Annotated in this window: 13 protein-coding genes; 3 read left to right on the top strand and 10 right to left on the bottom strand. The window is 67.3% G+C overall.

Annotated elements, in window-relative coordinates:
• Nucleotides 1-19: 19 nt before the first annotated feature.
• The 6 genes from L6Q67_RS03310 to L6Q67_RS03285 form a co-directional block, all read right to left on the bottom strand.
• Nucleotides 20-1,537, bottom strand: coding sequence for a chemotaxis protein CheW (locus L6Q67_RS03310; protein ID WP_296565269.1), 1,518 nt, complete (start codon nucleotides 1,535-1,537; stop codon nucleotides 20-22).
• A complete protein-coding gene (locus L6Q67_RS03305; RefSeq protein WP_296565265.1) occupies nucleotides 1,534-3,645 on the bottom strand; it encodes a PAS domain-containing methyl-accepting chemotaxis protein in 2,112 nt (703 codons plus the stop codon). The genes L6Q67_RS03310 and L6Q67_RS03305 overlap by 4 nt, the downstream gene beginning before the upstream one ends.
• A 109-nt stretch (nucleotides 3,646-3,754) precedes the next feature.
• Complete coding sequence (gene modC / locus L6Q67_RS03300) at nucleotides 3,755-4,831, bottom strand: molybdenum ABC transporter ATP-binding protein (protein WP_296565263.1); 1,077 nt, start codon at nucleotides 4,829-4,831, stop codon at nucleotides 3,755-3,757.
• The gene (gene modB / locus L6Q67_RS03295) at nucleotides 4,828-5,517 is read right to left on the bottom strand and encodes a molybdate ABC transporter permease subunit (protein WP_296565261.1); all 690 of its coding nucleotides are present in this window, start codon (nucleotides 5,515-5,517) and stop codon (nucleotides 4,828-4,830) included. Before modB ends, modC begins: the two co-directional genes overlap by 4 nt.
• Nucleotides 5,518-5,520: 3 nt before the next feature.
• Nucleotides 5,521-6,276 carry a molybdate ABC transporter substrate-binding protein gene (modA, locus tag L6Q67_RS03290; RefSeq protein WP_367171626.1) on the bottom strand — a complete coding sequence of 252 codons (756 nt, stop codon included), beginning with the start codon at nucleotides 6,274-6,276 and terminating at the stop codon, nucleotides 5,521-5,523.
• A gap of 38 nt (nucleotides 6,277-6,314) precedes the next feature.
• The gene (locus L6Q67_RS03285; RefSeq protein ID WP_296565255.1) at nucleotides 6,315-7,142 is read right to left on the bottom strand and encodes a TOBE domain-containing protein; all 828 of its coding nucleotides are present in this window, start codon (nucleotides 7,140-7,142) and stop codon (nucleotides 6,315-6,317) included.
• 149 nt (nucleotides 7,143-7,291) lie between these two features.
• On the opposite strand from L6Q67_RS03285, the gene L6Q67_RS03280 reads away from it, so the two are divergent.
• Nucleotides 7,292-7,720, top strand: coding sequence for a TOBE domain-containing protein (locus L6Q67_RS03280; protein WP_296565253.1), 429 nt, complete (start codon nucleotides 7,292-7,294; stop codon nucleotides 7,718-7,720).
• A 149-nt stretch (nucleotides 7,721-7,869) separates the two neighbouring features.
• Here the strand turns inward: L6Q67_RS03280 and L6Q67_RS03275 are convergent, their stop codons facing one another.
• The 3 genes from L6Q67_RS03275 to L6Q67_RS03265 are packed head-to-tail and all read right to left on the bottom strand — an operon-like array spanning nucleotide 7,870 to nucleotide 12,567.
• Nucleotides 7,870-9,207, bottom strand: coding sequence for a di-heme oxidoredictase family protein (locus L6Q67_RS03275; protein ID WP_296565247.1), 1,338 nt, complete (start codon nucleotides 9,205-9,207; stop codon nucleotides 7,870-7,872).
• Nucleotides 9,204-10,505, bottom strand: coding sequence for an extracellular solute-binding protein (locus L6Q67_RS03270; RefSeq protein WP_296565240.1), 1,302 nt, complete (start codon nucleotides 10,503-10,505; stop codon nucleotides 9,204-9,206). Before L6Q67_RS03270 ends, L6Q67_RS03275 begins: the two co-directional genes overlap by 4 nt.
• 10 nt (nucleotides 10,506-10,515) lie before the next feature.
• Nucleotides 10,516-12,567, bottom strand: a complete 2,052-nt coding sequence (locus tag L6Q67_RS03265; RefSeq protein ID WP_296565234.1) for a TonB-dependent receptor — start codon at nucleotides 12,565-12,567, stop codon at nucleotides 10,516-10,518.
• 364 nt (nucleotides 12,568-12,931) lie between these two features.
• Here L6Q67_RS03265 and L6Q67_RS03260 point away from each other — a divergent pair, with 364 nt between their 5' ends.
• Both L6Q67_RS03260 and L6Q67_RS03255 read left to right on the top strand, forming a co-directional pair.
• The gene (locus L6Q67_RS03260) at nucleotides 12,932-13,339 is read left to right on the top strand and encodes a hypothetical protein (RefSeq protein ID WP_296565231.1); all 408 of its coding nucleotides are present in this window, start codon (nucleotides 12,932-12,934) and stop codon (nucleotides 13,337-13,339) included.
• 217 nt (nucleotides 13,340-13,556) lie between these two features.
• On the top strand, nucleotides 13,557-15,362 hold the full coding sequence (locus L6Q67_RS03255) for a DEAD/DEAH box helicase (RefSeq protein ID WP_296565229.1): 1,806 nt from the start codon (nucleotides 13,557-13,559) through the stop codon (nucleotides 15,360-15,362).
• A gap of 200 nt (nucleotides 15,363-15,562) precedes the next feature.
• Here L6Q67_RS03255 and L6Q67_RS03250 read toward each other — a convergent pair.
• Nucleotides 15,563-15,985, bottom strand: a 423-nt coding sequence (locus L6Q67_RS03250) for a group II intron maturase-specific domain-containing protein (protein ID WP_296565226.1), incomplete at its 5' end; no start/stop codon positions are given.

Genomic DNA, 15,985 nt, shown 5'->3' with positions numbered 1-15,985 from the left:
GCCGACCTGCGGCCGACGTCTAGGCGCTGAGAGTCCGGGCGAGGTGCTTCAGGTCGAGCACGCTTAGCATGCGCTCCGCAGCCCCCGAGCCGACCATGGCCGGTGACCAGCGGGCGCCGTTGCCCTCGGGCAGGCTCGGCAACGGGCTGCGGCCCACACCCGGGGCATCCGGGCGGTTCAGCGGGGCATCGTCAATGGTCATCAGGCGGGCCACGTTGAAGCCGACGCAGCCCGTCTCGGTCTCCACCACCAGCACGCTCGCCGTCGGTGAGCGCTCGGCGCCAGCCAGACCCATCAGGCTGCTCAGGCAGAAGGTCGGGATGGCGCGGCCACGGCTCACCACCAGACCGGCAGCGCGGGAACCCGCCCCGAAAACAATCCCCTTGTCTTCCGCCTGGGGCAGGACCTCGGCGATCTGGTCGATGGGCGTGGCCACCTCGAAGCCCAGATCATAGGTAAGCACCTGGCAGCGCTCGGCCAACAGGCGTCGCTCTCCGTCGGAACGCACCCGCCCGGCATCGAGGCCGCGGGCCTCCACCGGGGTATTCATGCGCGCCAGGCCGGACAGATCCCGGTGCCCGATCACCTGCCCGGCATCGAGCATCAGGAAGTAAGCCGCCTGCAGATCACTCCCCGCCGTCACGCCCGGCAGGGCGTCCATGGGCAGGGCGCCGGCAAACAGCGCATCTCCGGGCAGGATGCCCGGCGGGATGGGGACAAGACCGCGGGCATCCGCACGCACCACGTCGATGATCTGGTCCACCATGAAGGCCACCAGGCCCTGGGGGTACTGGATCAGGAAAGCCTGGGTCAGCCACGGGTTGGCGATCTCGCCGAGGCCACACAGGGCCAGCAGGTCCACCGCCGGCACCTTGCGTCCCGCATGTTCGATGATGCCCAGACACCAGCCACCGGTCAGCGGCGAATTGAGGATCTCGGGATGGAGGATGGTGGTGTGAACGGCCTCCGACGCCAGGGCCATCGGCACCGAGCCCGTGCGCACCAGCATCAGGTAGGCCTCGGTCAGCCCGCCGCCGCCCAGCTCTCCCCCTCGGGGGAGTTGCGACGGGTCACGGCCGGAGTTCTCCACCATCGGCACATCCCTCAGCCCGGCCAGGCCGACCGGCGAAAGCACGCTGACCATGCTCCCGTCGTCCGGGCGCCGGAAGCCACCACCGAAGATGGACAGCTCACCATTGCGGCTGACCATCGGGCTCCAGCCTCCCTCCGGGCACTCGAAAACGCCCACCACCCCGCTCGCCAGCAGGCCGAGCAGGCGTTCCTCGAAAACCATGATCACGATACTGCGGGGCGCGCTGCCCGCAGCGGGCAGACCGATGACCACCCGCAGGTCGACCACCGGCACCAGCACCCCGCGCAGATCAATGCCGCCAATCACGCACGGGGCCGCACAGGGCAGGGCCGACAGGGCCGACAAGGGCACCACCTCGCGCAGGGCCTCCAGGGGCAGGGCGAGCTGCAGCGTTGCCAGGCTGAATACGCCGAAGCGCCTGTCGCCGGCCTGGGCGGCCATCATCCCCTCACGGCACTGGCAAGCTGCTCGATCAGCCCCGACACCTGCCCCGCCATGTCGCGCTGCTGCTCGGTGGCACCGGCGATCTCGGTGGCGCTGTCCACCGTGCGCTCCACGGCGGTGAGGATACCCTCGAAACTGCGAGCGGCCGAGCGGCTCACCTCGGCCCCCTGCTGCACGTTGAGGGTCGACTCGTCGATCAGGCGGGCAATCTCCTGGGCGGCGGTGGAGCTGCGCTCGGCCAGCTTGCGCACCTCGGCGGCCACCACCGAGAAGCCCACGCCCTGCTGGCCGGCCCGCGCCGCCTCGATGGCCGCATTGAAGGCCAGCAGATTGGTCTGATTGGCGATTTCACTGATCACCCGCACGATCTCCGACACCCGGCTCGAGCTGTTCTGGATGCGGTCGATGGCTGCGATCGACTGCTGCACCGCCTCAAAACCGGCCCGGGCAGCGGTGGAGGTCTCCATGGCCATGCTGGAGGCCACGCTGGAGTTTTCGGCAATGTTGCGGATACTCTCCACCAGGCTGCGCACGCTGCCCGACATCTCGGTGGCCTTGGCGGAGATGCGCTGCTCGAGCTGCACCTCCTTGGTCACGTCGTAGGCGTACTTGACCACCTTCATCACCTGCCCGTTGAGGTCGAGGATGGGGTTGTAGCTGGCCTGGATCCACACATCCCGGTTGTACTTGCCGATCCGGTGGAAGCGCCCGCTGATGTGCTGCCCCTCGCCAAGACGCAGCCAGAAATCCCGGTACTCCTCGCTCTGGGTATAGTCGCCGGTACAGAAGATGCTGTGATGCTGCCCCTCGATCTCCCGCAGGGTGTAGCCCATGGCCGCCAGGAAGTTGCGGTTGGCGGTCAGGATGCGGCCTTCCAGGTCAAACTCGATCACCGCCTGCCCCAGGCCGATGGCTGCCACTTTCGCCTGAAATTCGGCGCTGTGGAGCTTGGCACAGGTGACATCGCTGGCAAACTTCACCACCTTCACCGGATTGCCCCGGGGATCGAAGATCGGGTTGTAGGTGGCGTGTATCCACACCTCCTTGCCGTCCTTGCCGATGCGCTTGTACTCGCCGGTACAGTATTCGCCGCGGGCGAGGCGCTCCCAGAAGCTCTGATACTTCGTGCTTCCGGCGTATTCCCGTTCGACAAACAGGCGATGATGCTGGCCGAGCACGTCTTCCAGGCGATAGCCCATCAGGTTGAGGAAGTTGGCGTTGGCATTGAGCACATGCCCCTGCAGGTCGAACTCGATGACCGCCTGGGCCCGGTCGATGGCTCCGAGCTTGCCCTCCGCATCCAGGCGCGACAGCTTGGCCTCGGTGATGTCCTGGGTGATCACGATCACCTTGTTCAACTGACCGTCCATGCCCAGCACCGGGCTGAGCGTCGAAGCGAACCACAGTTCGCGCCCGTCGGCGCCCTTGCGCCGCCGCTCGATACTGATCGAATGCCCCTCGCGCAGCTCACCCCACAGGTTGCGGTACTGGCCGCTCGCCCTGTCGTCGTCGAAGATCAGCTCGCTTTCGTTGCGGCCGATCAGCTCGCCACGGCCGTAACCCAGGGCACGCTCCATGCGTTCGTTGCACTGCAGGATGGTGCCGTCCCGGGCCAGGTCCATCACGCAAGTGCTCGAATAAACGGCCTGGAGGCGCGCCGTATTCTCGATGGCGGCGAGCTTGCGTTCGGTGATGTCGGTCGCGAACTTGATCACCTTGACCGGCTTTCCATCCTGATCGAGCACCGGATTGTAGGAAGCCTGGATCCACACCTGACGACCATTCTTGCCAATGCGTAGGTATTCCCCGGAATCGAACTCACCTTTTCCCAGCTTCTGCCAGAAGACCCGGTAGGCGCCGCCCACCGCCTCTTCCTTGTCCACGAAGAGGCGATGGTGCTGCCCCTGGATCTCGTCCAGGGTGTAACCCATCAGGCGCAGGAAATTGTCGTTGGCGCCAAGCACGATGCCGTCCAGCCCGAACTCGATGATGGCCTGACTACGGTCAATGGCTGCCATGTAGCCGGCAAGGTCGCTTCCAGCCGGCCCGAAGACCGCCACTTCGGCCGGAGCGGCACTGCCGCGGCCGGGTTTCTCTGAAGCCCCCATCTTGGAATTCCCTTCGCAGATTGACCGTCGGACGCACATGCCCAATCCGGGCTGACCCAACGCACCCGTCTGATTACGGTTCCATGGGGGACATCTTTAGTTACACACCTCAACCCAACAGCGCCACCGACTTGATCTGCGCCACGACCGTCATGCCCTCGACCAGCCCGAGCTGATCCCGGGAAAGATGGGTGATCCGCGCCAGCAGGGGGGTTCCGGCGACGTCCAGGCTGACCAGACACTGGGCCGGATGGGCGGCGTCTCCAAACCCCACAATGCGCGCCGGCAGACGATTGACGATGCTCGAACGGTTGTCGCCGGCCAGGGCGATGCTCACGTCCCGCGCCTGGATCTTGATCCGCGCCCTGGCCCCGACGGCAAGCGCCTTGCGGGTCACCTGGATGTGGCCGCCGGCAAAGCCCAGGCAGGTCAGCTGGTAAGCGTCGTCATGGGAGAGCACATGGGCATCCACCCGCACGGCGGCCTCCTCGTCCCGGGCCAGGGGCAGGTCGAGGCGGGTCAGCACCTCGCCGGTGGGGCCGCTGGCCAGCACCTTCCCCTGCTCCAGCAGCACCAGGTGATCGGCCAGGCGGGCCACCTCGTCCGGCGAGTGGCTCACGTACAGCACCGGAATCGCCAGCTCGTCATGCAGACGCTCGAGGTAGGGCAGGATCTCGTGCTTGCGCCTGGCGTCGAGGGCAGCCAGGGGCTCGTCCATCAGCAGCAGGCGCGGGCTGGTGAGCAGGGCCCGGGCGATCGCCACCCGCTGGCGCTCGCCACCGGACAGGGCTTCGGTGCCCCGCTCCAGCAGGTGGCCAATCCCCAGCAGTTCAAGCGCCGCGTCCCAGCCCACCTTGCGCTCCGCCGCCGGGATACGCTTCAGGCCGAACTCCAGGTTGGCCCGCACTGACAGATGGGCAAACAGGCTGGCCTCCTGGAAGACGTAGCCCAGGGCACGCCGGTGCGTCGGCAGGAAGAGGCGCCGGGCGTCGTCCTGCCAGCATTCGCCGTTGATCTCCACCCGCCCCGCTCCGCGGGCCAGCCCGGCCACACAGCGCAGCAGGGTGGTCTTGCCGGAACCGGAGGGGCCGAACAGCGCCGTCACACCACGCCCGGGCAGGGTCAGATCGGCCTCCAGCACGAAGTCCGCCAGAGGCAGGCGGCAGGCCACATGCACGCCGTTCATCGCCCGGCCCCCAGGGTGTTGCGGGCGCCACCCACCGTGTACAGCGCCAGCAGCACCACAAACGAGAAGCCGAGCAGCAACGCCGCCAGCCCGTGGGCCTGCCCATACTCCAGCGCCTCCACGTGGTTGTAGATCTGCATGGAGATCACCCGGGTCTTGTCGGGGATGTTGCCGCCGATCATCAGCACCACGCCGAACTCCCCGACGGTATGGGCAAAACCCAGAATGGCCGCCGTGATGAAACCGGGCCGGGCGAGGGGCAAGGCGACGGTGAAGAATGTCCGCAGCGGAGAGGCGCGCAGGGTGGCCGCCACCTCCAGGGGCCGATCCCCCATGGCCATGAAGGCGTTCTGCACCGGCTGCACCACAAAGGGCAGGGAATACAGGATGGAGGCCACCACCAGCCCCGGGAAGGTGAAGGGCAGGCGCCCCAGGCCGAGCGCCTCGGTGAAACGTCCGACGGCCCCCTGCGGCCCCATCAGTACCAGCAGGTAAAAGCCCAGCACGGTGGGGGGCAGGACGATGGGCAGGGAGACGATCGCCCCCACCACACCGCGCAGCGGAGAGCGGCTCCGCGCCAGCCACCAAGCGATCGGCGTGCCGATGATCAGCAGCAGCACCGTGACGATGCTGGCCAGTTCCAGGGTCAGCCGGATCGCCGACCAGTCATCCGCGCTCAGGTGCATTGCTCAGAGATCGTAACCATAGGATTTGATGATGTCGGCGGCCGTCTTCGACCGGAGAAAGCCCGCCAGTGCCTCTACCGCCGGGTTGCCCTTGCCCCGGGCCAGCACCACTGCGTCCTGGCGGATCTGACTGTAATGGCGGGCCGGCACCAGCCAGTAGGAGCCATCGATCAGTTTGCCGTCCTTGTGGATCTGGGAGAAGGCGATGAAGCCCAGCTCCGCGCTGCCCGAAGTGACGAACTGCTGGGCCTGGGTGATGCTTTCGCCCATGACGATCTTCGACTGCAGGCTGTCCGCCACGCCGAGCGCCTTCAGGGTCTCGGTGGCGGCCAGGCCGTAGGGCGCCAGCTTGGGGTTGGCAATGGAGAGGTGCTCGAACCTGCCGCCCTTGAGCACCTCGCCCTTGTCGTCAACAAAGCCCGGCTTCGGCGACCACAACACCAGCTTGCCGATGGCGTAGGTGAACTGGCTGCCGGCCACGCCGTCGCCCTCCTTCACCAGCTTCGTCGGGGTCTCGTCGTCGGCCGCCAGCAGCAGCTGGAAGGGCGCCCCGGACTTGATCTGGGCGTAGAACTTGCCCGTGGAGCCGAAGATCAGCTGGGCCTTGTGGCCGGTGGCCTTCTCGAACTCGGCGGCGATCTTCTGCATCGGCGCGGTGAAATTGGCAGCCACCGCCACCGAGACCTCCTCGGCACGGGCCGTCAGGGCGGCACCGGCGAGCACGGCAAAGAGGGCAAGGCGACGAAAGACGGGTTTCATGGCGAACGGCATGGTCTGGCTCCTGGAAGCGTTGAAATTCAATCGAAAACGGCGAGGATCACCGAGGTGGCCTGGAACACCGCGCAGGCCATGCTGCCCACCTGGAGGTCCAGAATGCCGATGCTGTCGTGGGTCACCACCGAGGTGATGTTGCGGCCGCTGGGCAGGGTGATGGTCACCTCGGAGCTCACCGGCCCCTCGTGGATGGCCGTAACCTCCCCCCACAGGTGATTGCGGGCAGTGGTGCGGGTCTGAGGGTCGGTGATGATCAGCACCGACGGCGCCTTGACGAAGGCGTGCACCTCGCTGCCGATACCCAGCTCCAGGTTCTCGGCGCTGGCCCGGGTGATCACCGCCACCACCTCGTTGGCGTCGTCCAGGCGGACGCGGACCTCGAAGCTGACCTCTCCTTCACGCAGGCCCGACACGGTGCCCACGAACTGATTGCGGGCGCTGGTGCGCATCGACATGCGCCGGAGCAGGGTCTGGAACTGGCGCACATTGGTCTCGCCCCCCTCACCCAGCCGCGACGACAGGCGATCGATGGCCTGCTGGTACTCTTGCTCCACCGCCCGATACATGGCGATCACCCGCCGCCCGTAGTCGGTGAGGCTGGTGCCGCCCCCATGCTTGCCGCCCACCGAGCGCTCCACCAGCGGCGCCTCGGCCAGGTTGTTCATCGCGTCCACGGCATCCCAGGCCGCCTTGTAGGACAGGGGCACGGCCTTCGCCGCCTGGGAGATGGAGCCATAACGGTCGATGGCCTCCAGCAGGCGGATCCGGGTGTCGCCCAGGAAAGTACCGAACTCGGTATCGACTGTCAGCTTTCCGACAAGCTTGTGCTGAACGGGGCGTCGGGTAGTCATCAATTGTCCTATATAGATCGATACACAACGGTGCGTACTGTACTTCAGCAAATAGCGGGCCACAAATGCTGCACTGCGCTATGGTTGCGGGTAGTGAACACCCCTGGGTAGAGTGCAGGCACCCCACCCATCGAACCAGGAGCCTCAGAATGAAGATCAGTGCCCGCAATGTCTTTGACGGCAGCGTCCAGGCGGTCAAACCCGGCGCCATCAATTCCGAAGTGAGCATCGCCCTCCCCGGTGGCCTCCAGATCGTCGCCACGGTCACGAACGACAGCGTCGCCGAACTCGGCCTCACGGCCGGCAAGGCCGTCAAGGCCCTGATCAAAGCCTCGTCCGTGCTGGTTCTCACCGAGGGAGACGGGGTCAGGCTGTCGGCCCGCAACCGTCTCGGCGGCACGGTGAGCGCCCTCACCGAAGGCCCGGTCAGCACCGAGGTGGCGATTGCCCTCCCCAACGGCCTGACGGTCTACGCCACCATCACCCGCGACGGCGCAAACGCCCTCGGGCTCAAGGTGGGCACACCTGCCAGCGCCGTGTTCAAGGCGCCATCGGTGATCATCGGCGTCGCCGCCTGAACACCTGCCCCGGCCTCCATCCATCCTGCGGAGCCCCCCCGGCTGACGCACCACGGGCTCCGCAGCATCCACTTCGCCAGCCCTTTTATATGCACGCATATATAGCGATTCGCACCAATTCTGCGCATATGGTGGGCTGATGGCGGTATTCACAGGCTTTTGACGAAGGCGAGCAGTGCATCCCGCTCCGCCCGCCCCATGCCCTCGAAACGCAGGCGGGCACGGCGGGCCTCTCCGTCATGCCACAGGATCGCCTCGGTCAGGCTACGGGCCCGGCCGTCATGGAGATAGCGCTCCACTTCGCTCACCGTCCGGGTCAGTCCGATGCCCCACAGGGGCGGCGTTCGCCACGCGCTCCCCGAAGCCTGGAAATCCGGACGCCCGTCGGCCAGCCCCGGGCCCATGTCGTGGAGGAGCAGGTCGGAATACGGGGCAATGCTCAGCCCGGCCAGCCGCGGAAAGCGCGGGCTGTCCCCGGTGCGGAGCTGCGGCCGGTGACAGCCCGCACACCCGATCGCCGAGAACAGCGCCTCACCCCGGCGCACCGCCGGCACGTCCTCGTTGCGCCGCGCCGGCACAGCCAGATGAGCAAGGTAGAACTCCACGTCGTCCAGCTCCGACTCCCCCAACTCGGGCCGGCCACCGTCGGGTGCCTGGCGGCAGGCCACCTGCACGGGCTGGCAGCTTTCCCGGGGGTGCAGGGGCGAGGTGATGCCGAGATCGCCCAGGAAGGCCCCGGCGATCTGCGCCCGCAGGTCCGGCATGTTGGCCTTGTGGCCGAAGCGCCCGGGTACGCCCCCGGCCAGCCGGTTGACCCGCCCGCGCACCCCATCCGGCCGGGCTTCGGCAGCGAGGGCCTCCAGCGTTGCGGCCGGCACGGCATCGAGCAGGCCCATGCCCACCACCTGCTGCCCCACCCGGGGCGACACCAGCACCCTCCCCATGGGGCCATAGCCCAGCTCCGTAAAGCGGATCCGTGGCTGGCGCAGACGGACCAGTGTGCCATCCGCCAGGCGCCGGCGGGTCTCCACCCAGCCCAGCGCCGCCCGCCCTTCCGGCGGCACGCCGGGGATGGCCTCTTCATTGAACTGCTCACCGTAGGCAGGATGGGGGCGTACCCCGCCCACAGCCGGTCGGCCCGGCACCGACAGCCGCAACAGCATCGACTGCATGCGCTCACCCGGCGCTTCCGGCGGCACCCCACGGCCATTGCGGGCGTGGCAGGACACGCAGGCCAGCCGGTTGTAGAGGGGCCCCAGGCCATCCACCCGGTCGTCCCTGGCCGGCGCCACCACCCAGCTCTGGTTGAACAGGGAGCGCCCGCGGAAGAAGCGCTCACGCTCGGCCTCGTCCAGACCGCCGACGGGGTTCATGAAGGCATCCCGCCCGGCATCCACCCCCAGCCCGTCGGCCGGCGCTCCGGCCGCGAGCGTTAGGGCCGGGAGCGCACAAACCATGAGCACCCCGGCGACGATGCGCCGGATCATGCGCCCCCCAGCAGTTCAGCGGCCTTGGCGTAGCGGGCCCGGGCGGCGGCGGCCCAGCCGGCCTCCAGCGCCACCGCCCGGGTCTCGGCGGCGGGATCATCTCGACGGGCGAAGAAGGCCTGTTGCACAGCCGGGTCATCCACCTCGGACTCCTTGCAGGGCGCGGCGGAGAGCAGCGGCCAGACCTTCGCCCAGGTGGCCGCGTCGGCGGCGCGCAGCCGCGTCCACAATGCTGCCAGCCCGGCCTGCGGACGCACCAGCGCCTGCCCGAAGGCCGCTGCCACCGGCGCCGCCCGCCCCTTGCCACGCCCGTTGTCGTAGCGGTAACCGCCCTGCGCGGCGACCGCAAAGGGGTTGTGGTAGCCCGCCGGCAAACCTGCATACACCGCGGGCCGCACCGGCAGTTTGCGGATATCCGGATGCGCCAGAATGCGCTGGCCCGCCTCCGACAGCACGAAGCTGACAAAGGCCTTGGCCCCCTCCAGGTTGGGGCTGGCGGCAGTCACCGCTACATGGGCTGGATTGACGCCGCCCTGGCGCGGGTAGACAAACTGCAGAGGCGCGCCATTGGCGATGGCCGACGCGACGAAGAAGTCGATGGACAGCCCCACCCCCTGGCGCCCGGCGCCCAGCTCGTCGGACACGAAGCTGCCGCCCCGCCCGACAAAGCGGGCGTTGGCGGCGATGGCGCTCCACAAGGCCCAGCCCGTGTCCCAGCCATAGGCCTGCAGGGGGATGTCCACCAGCACCGGCGCGAAACCCACCTCCACCGGGTCGGGCACCAGCACATGCCCGGCATAGGCCGGCTGGGCCAGATCGCTCCAGTCCGCCGGCACGGGCAAGCCGTGGCGGGCCAGGTAGCCGGGATTGACGGCAAAGCCGTAGCCCGCCACTTCCGACGCGGCAAAGTAGCCGTCCGGGTCATCGATCACGCTGTTACCCACCCGCCCCGGCAGGCCGGCCAGACTGACCGGCAGCTTGCGCAGGGCCTGCTCGGCCTTGAGCTGGGTGAAAGTCCGGGGGGAGGCACTCCAGTACACATCCACCCCGCCCTGCCCGGGCTGACGCAAGTAGGGCAGCGCATCGTGGGGCATGCGCCAGACGATGCGCAGGCGGTAGCGCGGCCAGGCCTTCTCGAAGGCGGCCTCGAAGCGCGACACCACGGCGTCCGGATAGGCGGTAAGCACCACCACGTCGCGTCGCGTCGCAGCCTCCAGGGGGGCCGTGACGCCGGCCACTGCGAGCGCACCGGCACCCCGCATGAACGCCCGGCGCGAAGGCTTGAAGCTGTCGTGCATGGTGCGCTCCTCAGAAGGCGTAGCGGGCGTTGGCAAACCACATCCGGCCCGGCATGGGGTAGCCGTCGGCCAGGGCGTAGTTGGCGTCCAGGATGTTGCTGGCGCCGCCCTCGATGGCCAGGCTGGGCGCAGGCTTGTAGACCACCTTGAGGTTGGCCAGGGCGTAGCCGGAGAGCTTCACGTAGCTCGCCGCATTGCCGCTGCCGTAGGCCACCATCCGGCCGTTCTCGGCCTCGGCCGAGCCGAGCAGCTCCCAGCGATCGGCCGGCTTCCAGCTCGCGTAGGCAAAGAGCCGGTTGCGCGGCGTGTCGGTGAGGGGCTTGTCGGAGCTGCGGTTCTCACGATCCAGGTAGGTGTAGTTGCCGCCCACCTGCCAGCCATGCCCCAGGTCCTGGTCGATGGACAGCTCGATGCCGGCATGACGGGCCTCGGCGATGTTCTGCAGCTGCGTGCACGAGGTGGCCGCCGACAGGCCGGGCTGGTTGCACAGGGACACCGGCACGATGTTCATGGACTGCATCAGGTTGTCGATGCGGCTGTAGAACAGGGCGGCATGCCCGCGGGCACCGGCCCAGGGCCGCCCCTTCAGGCCGGCCTCGAGGTTGAGGGACGCCTCCGGCTTCAGGTCGGGGTTGGGCAGGGCGCCGCCGAGGCGAGCTGAGTAGCGGTCCTTGATGGTGGGGAAGCGGGTCTTGCGGGCCGCGCTGGCGTAGGCCTCGTGGCCACCGTCCAGACTGCGGGCCACCTCGACCAGCCAGTTGCTCCCCGAGGTCGAGCCTACCGGCCAGTAATACACCTCGCGGGCGTCGCGCTTGTCATGGCTGAAGCCCAGGCGCATGCGCCAGCGCTCCGACAACTGGATGCTGTCCTCGACGGCCAGGGAGGTAGTCACGTCCCGGTAGTTCTTGGTGCCGCTGAGGCCATTGTCGGCGTGCTTGTCTTCCTTGTAATGGGCCGCCACCGCCAGCTCGTGCCCCTTGAAGGCAAAGCTCGCCAGCTCCACCGAGGCGCCGGTGGTGGTGTCGCTGTACCAGCTCGGGAAGTTGGTCGTGTTCGAAATCTGGGTGGTGTAGCGCCCGTTGGTGTAGGCGAGGATCTTGTTGTCGTAGTTGTCCTGGTACACCCGCGCCTTGAGCATGTGCTCGCGCCCCAGGGCGATGTTGCCGATGAAATAGGTGCTCTCCAGGTTCCAGTAAGGCCAGCGCCAGAAGCGGCTGTTGGCCCCGCCACCGATGTTGAGATACTGCCCCGGCGCGTCGCCGGCATAGGGCGGATTGCCCTTGCTGCCCTCCTGCTTCACGTAGCCGATGGCGTATTCGTCGGTGGCGTTGGGGGTCAGGCCGATCTTCAGGGACAGACGCGAATCGGACGACTGGGAGTTCTCCCGATGACCACCGTTCTCGAGCACGTTGCGCGTCGGGTTGGTAGCGCTGGTCGGCACACTGCGCGGCCGGTAGTCACTGGAAAGGGGCGTCCACTTGCGGTCCGAATAGCTGGCCCCGAGCTGGAAATACCAGGGCCCCTGGTTGCTGCCCACGTTGACCGCGTAGGTCTGCAGCCCACCACTGCCGACACCCGCCTTCAGGTCACCCTCCAGCGCCGTTCGCGGCTTGCGGCTCACCAGGTTGATCGCCCCGCCCAGGGTGTTGGGGCCATAAAGCAATGACGCCGCGCCCTTGGCGACCCGGATCTCGGCCAGATCGAAGGTGGTGAAGCGGCCGAAGTCCACGTAGCCGTCATAGGGCACATAGGCCGGAATGCCGTCGATGAACAGGGGCACCTGGCGCACGTCGAAGCCGCGCAGGTACACGATGTCCTCGTTGCGGCTGTTGCGGGACAGGTTCATCCCCGGCGTGAGCACCACCGCTGCACCCAGGGTGTCCCGGTTGAAGCGCCGCAGGTCCTCCACCTTGACCACCGATTCGGCCGGGTCCGGAGAAGGCAGCGGGCTGCCCACCACCTCCACCGTACCCAGCTCGAAAACCCCCTGCGCAGCCCCGGCACTGCCCATGGCCAGCACCGACACCCCACCCACCACCCAACTGCAGATCAGCCTTTCCATCACCCTTCCCCCGGAACCAGGCATCGCCTGTATTGATTACGACATATCGAAGAACATCACCGATGCGGGATTAGCAACCCGCATGCCCACTACAGCCGATCCGCCAGCACACTGGCGAAACGCAGCCCCCTTCCCAAAACAGCTATATACAAAACTACATATCGATGTTCGAACCCTTACAAAATGAAGGGTTTGATACAAAGCCTGGAATCACCTCACGCGTACAAGGCTTTTCATATCCGCCTTAATATCACGCCCGACAGCGCAGAACATGGACGCGCCAAACCAGGCTTCCAGCAGGCACGCAGCATGCTTATTTCGATATATACCAATCTATACATCGAATTGCAAAAGGAGGCGCACCATGCTGCACGACGGGCACTACACACATCAGTATTTCGACATCAAGCCGGGCCACGTACGCCGCCCCGAGGCCGCCATCCGCTGGAGCGAAGGTCTGCCCCCGGAATGGCGCAACCAGGTCGTCGCCCCGCTTTACTTCGACCACTACAAGGAATACCTGGTCAAAGCCGCGCGCATCCTCGGCCGGGACGAAGACGAGCAGCCCTGCTACTGCGCGTTCTGCTACGTGCTCGAAGAAGATGCGGACCCGGCCCACCCGGACCGCTGCCGCCCCCTGGCCTATGCCGAGACCGTACGCGCCTGGCGCCTGCGCGATGGGCGCTGGCTGATCCACCGCATCATCATTCACCGTGGGGAACAGGCCCGGGCACGGGGCTTCTTCTCCCTGAGCCCTCACATGCCCCGCTGATGCGGCCCGAGGAAAAAGCCCCACGCCCGGGTAAAAAAGTCAACACAATCGCCGCCAACCCCGTACAATCCGCGCACCGTGCGCCTGCCAATCAGCGTACCGGCACCCTCTTTCATCAGTTTCGACCGATCCCAGCGATCCCGAAATCTCGTTGCGCCCGCCCCGATTGGTGCCGCTCTCCGTGAGCGTTCAGGCCGTCGCAGGAGCAGACATACCCATGACTCAAGCCCAATCCGGCGCCCAGGCGCCGGTTGCGATCACGTTTGCCGACCTCGCCCTGTGCGAGCCCATCCAGCGCGCCATTGCCGACACCGGCTACACCGCGCCGACCCCCATCCAGGCCCAGGCCATTCCCCAGGTACTCGCCGGCGGCGACCTGATGGCCGCCGCCCAGACCGGCACCGGCAAGACCGCCGGCTTCACGCTGCCGATCCTGCACCTCCTCGCCGAAGAGCACGCCCACAACATCAAGCCGGGGCGCCCCCGCTGCCTGATCCTGACCCCGACGCGCGAGCTCGCCGCCCAGGTCGAGGAGTCGGTCCAGACCTACGGCAAGCATCTGCCCCTGACCTCCATGGTCATGTTCGGTGGCGTCGCCATCAACCCGCAGATCGCCAAGCTCAAGAAGAAGGTGGATATCCTCGTCGCCACCCCCGGCCGCCTGCTCGACCACTGCACCCAGAAAACCATCGACCTCTCCGGTGTGGAGATCCTGGTGCTGGACGAAGCCGACCGCATGCTCGACATGGGCTTCATCCGCGACATCAAGAAGATCCTTGCCCTGCTGCCGAAGAAGCGTCAGAACCTGCTGTTCTCCGCCACCTTCTCCGACGAAATCAAGGCCCTGGCCGACGGCCTGCTGCACAACCCCAGCTTCGTCGAGGTGGCCCGCCGCAACACTGCCTCCGAGCTGGTCACCCAGTCGGTGCACCTGTGCCCGCAGAAGGTCAAGCGCGAGCTGCTGGCTTTCCTGATCAAGAAGCACCAGTGGTTCCAGGTGCTGGTGTTCACCCGCACCAAGCACGGCGCCAACAAGCTGGCCGAGTACCTGGGCAAGCACGACATCCCCTCCGCAGCCATCCACGGCAACAAGAGCCAGTCGGCCCGCACCCGTGCCCTTGCCGACTTCAAGGACGCCAAGCTGCAGGTGCTGGTGGCCACCGACATCGCCGCCCGCGGCCTGGACATCGACCAGTTGCCCCAGGTGGTCAATTTCGAGCTGCCCAATGTCTCCGAAGACTACGTGCACCGCATCGGCCGCACTGGCCGTGCCGGCTCCTCCGGCGCCGCCGTCTCCCTGGTTGACCGGGACGAGCTGCCGCTGCTGAAGGACATCGAGCGCCTGATGAAGCGCCTCATCGACAAGGTGGAAGTGCCCGACTTCGTGCCCTCCGCCGCGCCCCCCGATACCGACGAGCGCCCGCCCCGCGAACCCCGTGGCTCCCACAACGGCGGCCGTGCCCGTCAGGGCCAGGGTGGGGGTCAGGGTCAAGGCCAGAAGCAGGGCCAGGGTCAGGGTCAGGGACAGCGCCAGGGCAAACCCAAGGGTCAGGGCGGCGGTCAGGGGCAGAATAAGGGGCAGGCCGCCCGTGCCGACGGCAGCCAGGCTCAGCCCGCCCGCCCGGCCAAGCTGCAGCAACCCAGCCAGGGGCCCAAGCCCCAGCGCCCGGCCCGTCAGTCCGACGGCCAGCCGGTGGATGACGATTTCGGCAACCGGGTGGACTACCAGCCCCGCGCCCGCTCCAACTACCGGGATCCGGAAGCCGGCGGCCACCGCCATGGCAACGGCGGCGGTTTCGACAAGCCCAACCGGGGCTTCGGTGGCGGCAAGCCTGCCGGCCAGGGTTCGCGGGGCGGCAACCAGGGACAGGGCTTCAAGGGCGGCAACCCCAACCGGGGCACCCCGGCCGCGCTGGATGAAGCCACGCGCCCGGTCGTCACCCTCACCGGCCGCAAGGCAGGCGACGTGAAACCGGCTGCGCTGTTCACCCCGCGGGGTAACGGCAACGGCAATCGCGGCTGAGCACAGCACGACCCCAGCCCTTCGAGAGACGCCCCATCCGGGGCGTTTTTCATTTCATGCTCGCCGGCAGTCCGCCCGGGAACAGCCCCTCCCCCCAGACGCGCTGCGCCATCGGGATAGGGGCGGTCAGATAATCTGACCGTTCCCCTCCCACACCACCCGGCATGCGGGTCCGCACCGGGCGGTTCGAGTTGTTGAGGTTATGAGAGTCGAGGTACGCCGAGCCGGTCAAAGTAGGCAACAGGCATCGCGCGGTTGAGCAGAAAGCGGCTGTTACGCCACCACCTTCGACTGTTCGCAGCCACCTGCCGGGCGTCCGTTTCCGAGCCGCCCATTGCCTTCAGTTCCCGATACATTGTCGTGCCCCGACGCCAGTGCTTGAGCTGCACCGCGCGCAGTCGGTGACGGATCCACTCGTCGAGTTCGCGGAACACCTTCGGCGTCTGCGCAAGCTGGAAGTAAGCCTTCCAGCCCGGCAGGTAAGTCCGCAGGCGTTCGGCGATCTCTGGCAGGCTGCGCCCGCCCGAGCGTCTCGTCATCTCCCGGATGCGTTGCTTGAAGCTCTCTTTGGCTTTGTCGGCGACCCTGCACTTGGCCTGTCCGCCCGGGCCGTACCAGAAGGC

The organism is Zoogloea sp. (genome assembly GCF_023150065.1).
In the GTDB taxonomy this organism is placed as follows: Bacteria; Pseudomonadota; Gammaproteobacteria; order Burkholderiales; family Rhodocyclaceae; genus Zoogloea.
This window is presented reverse-complemented; position numbering and strand designations above follow the sequence as displayed.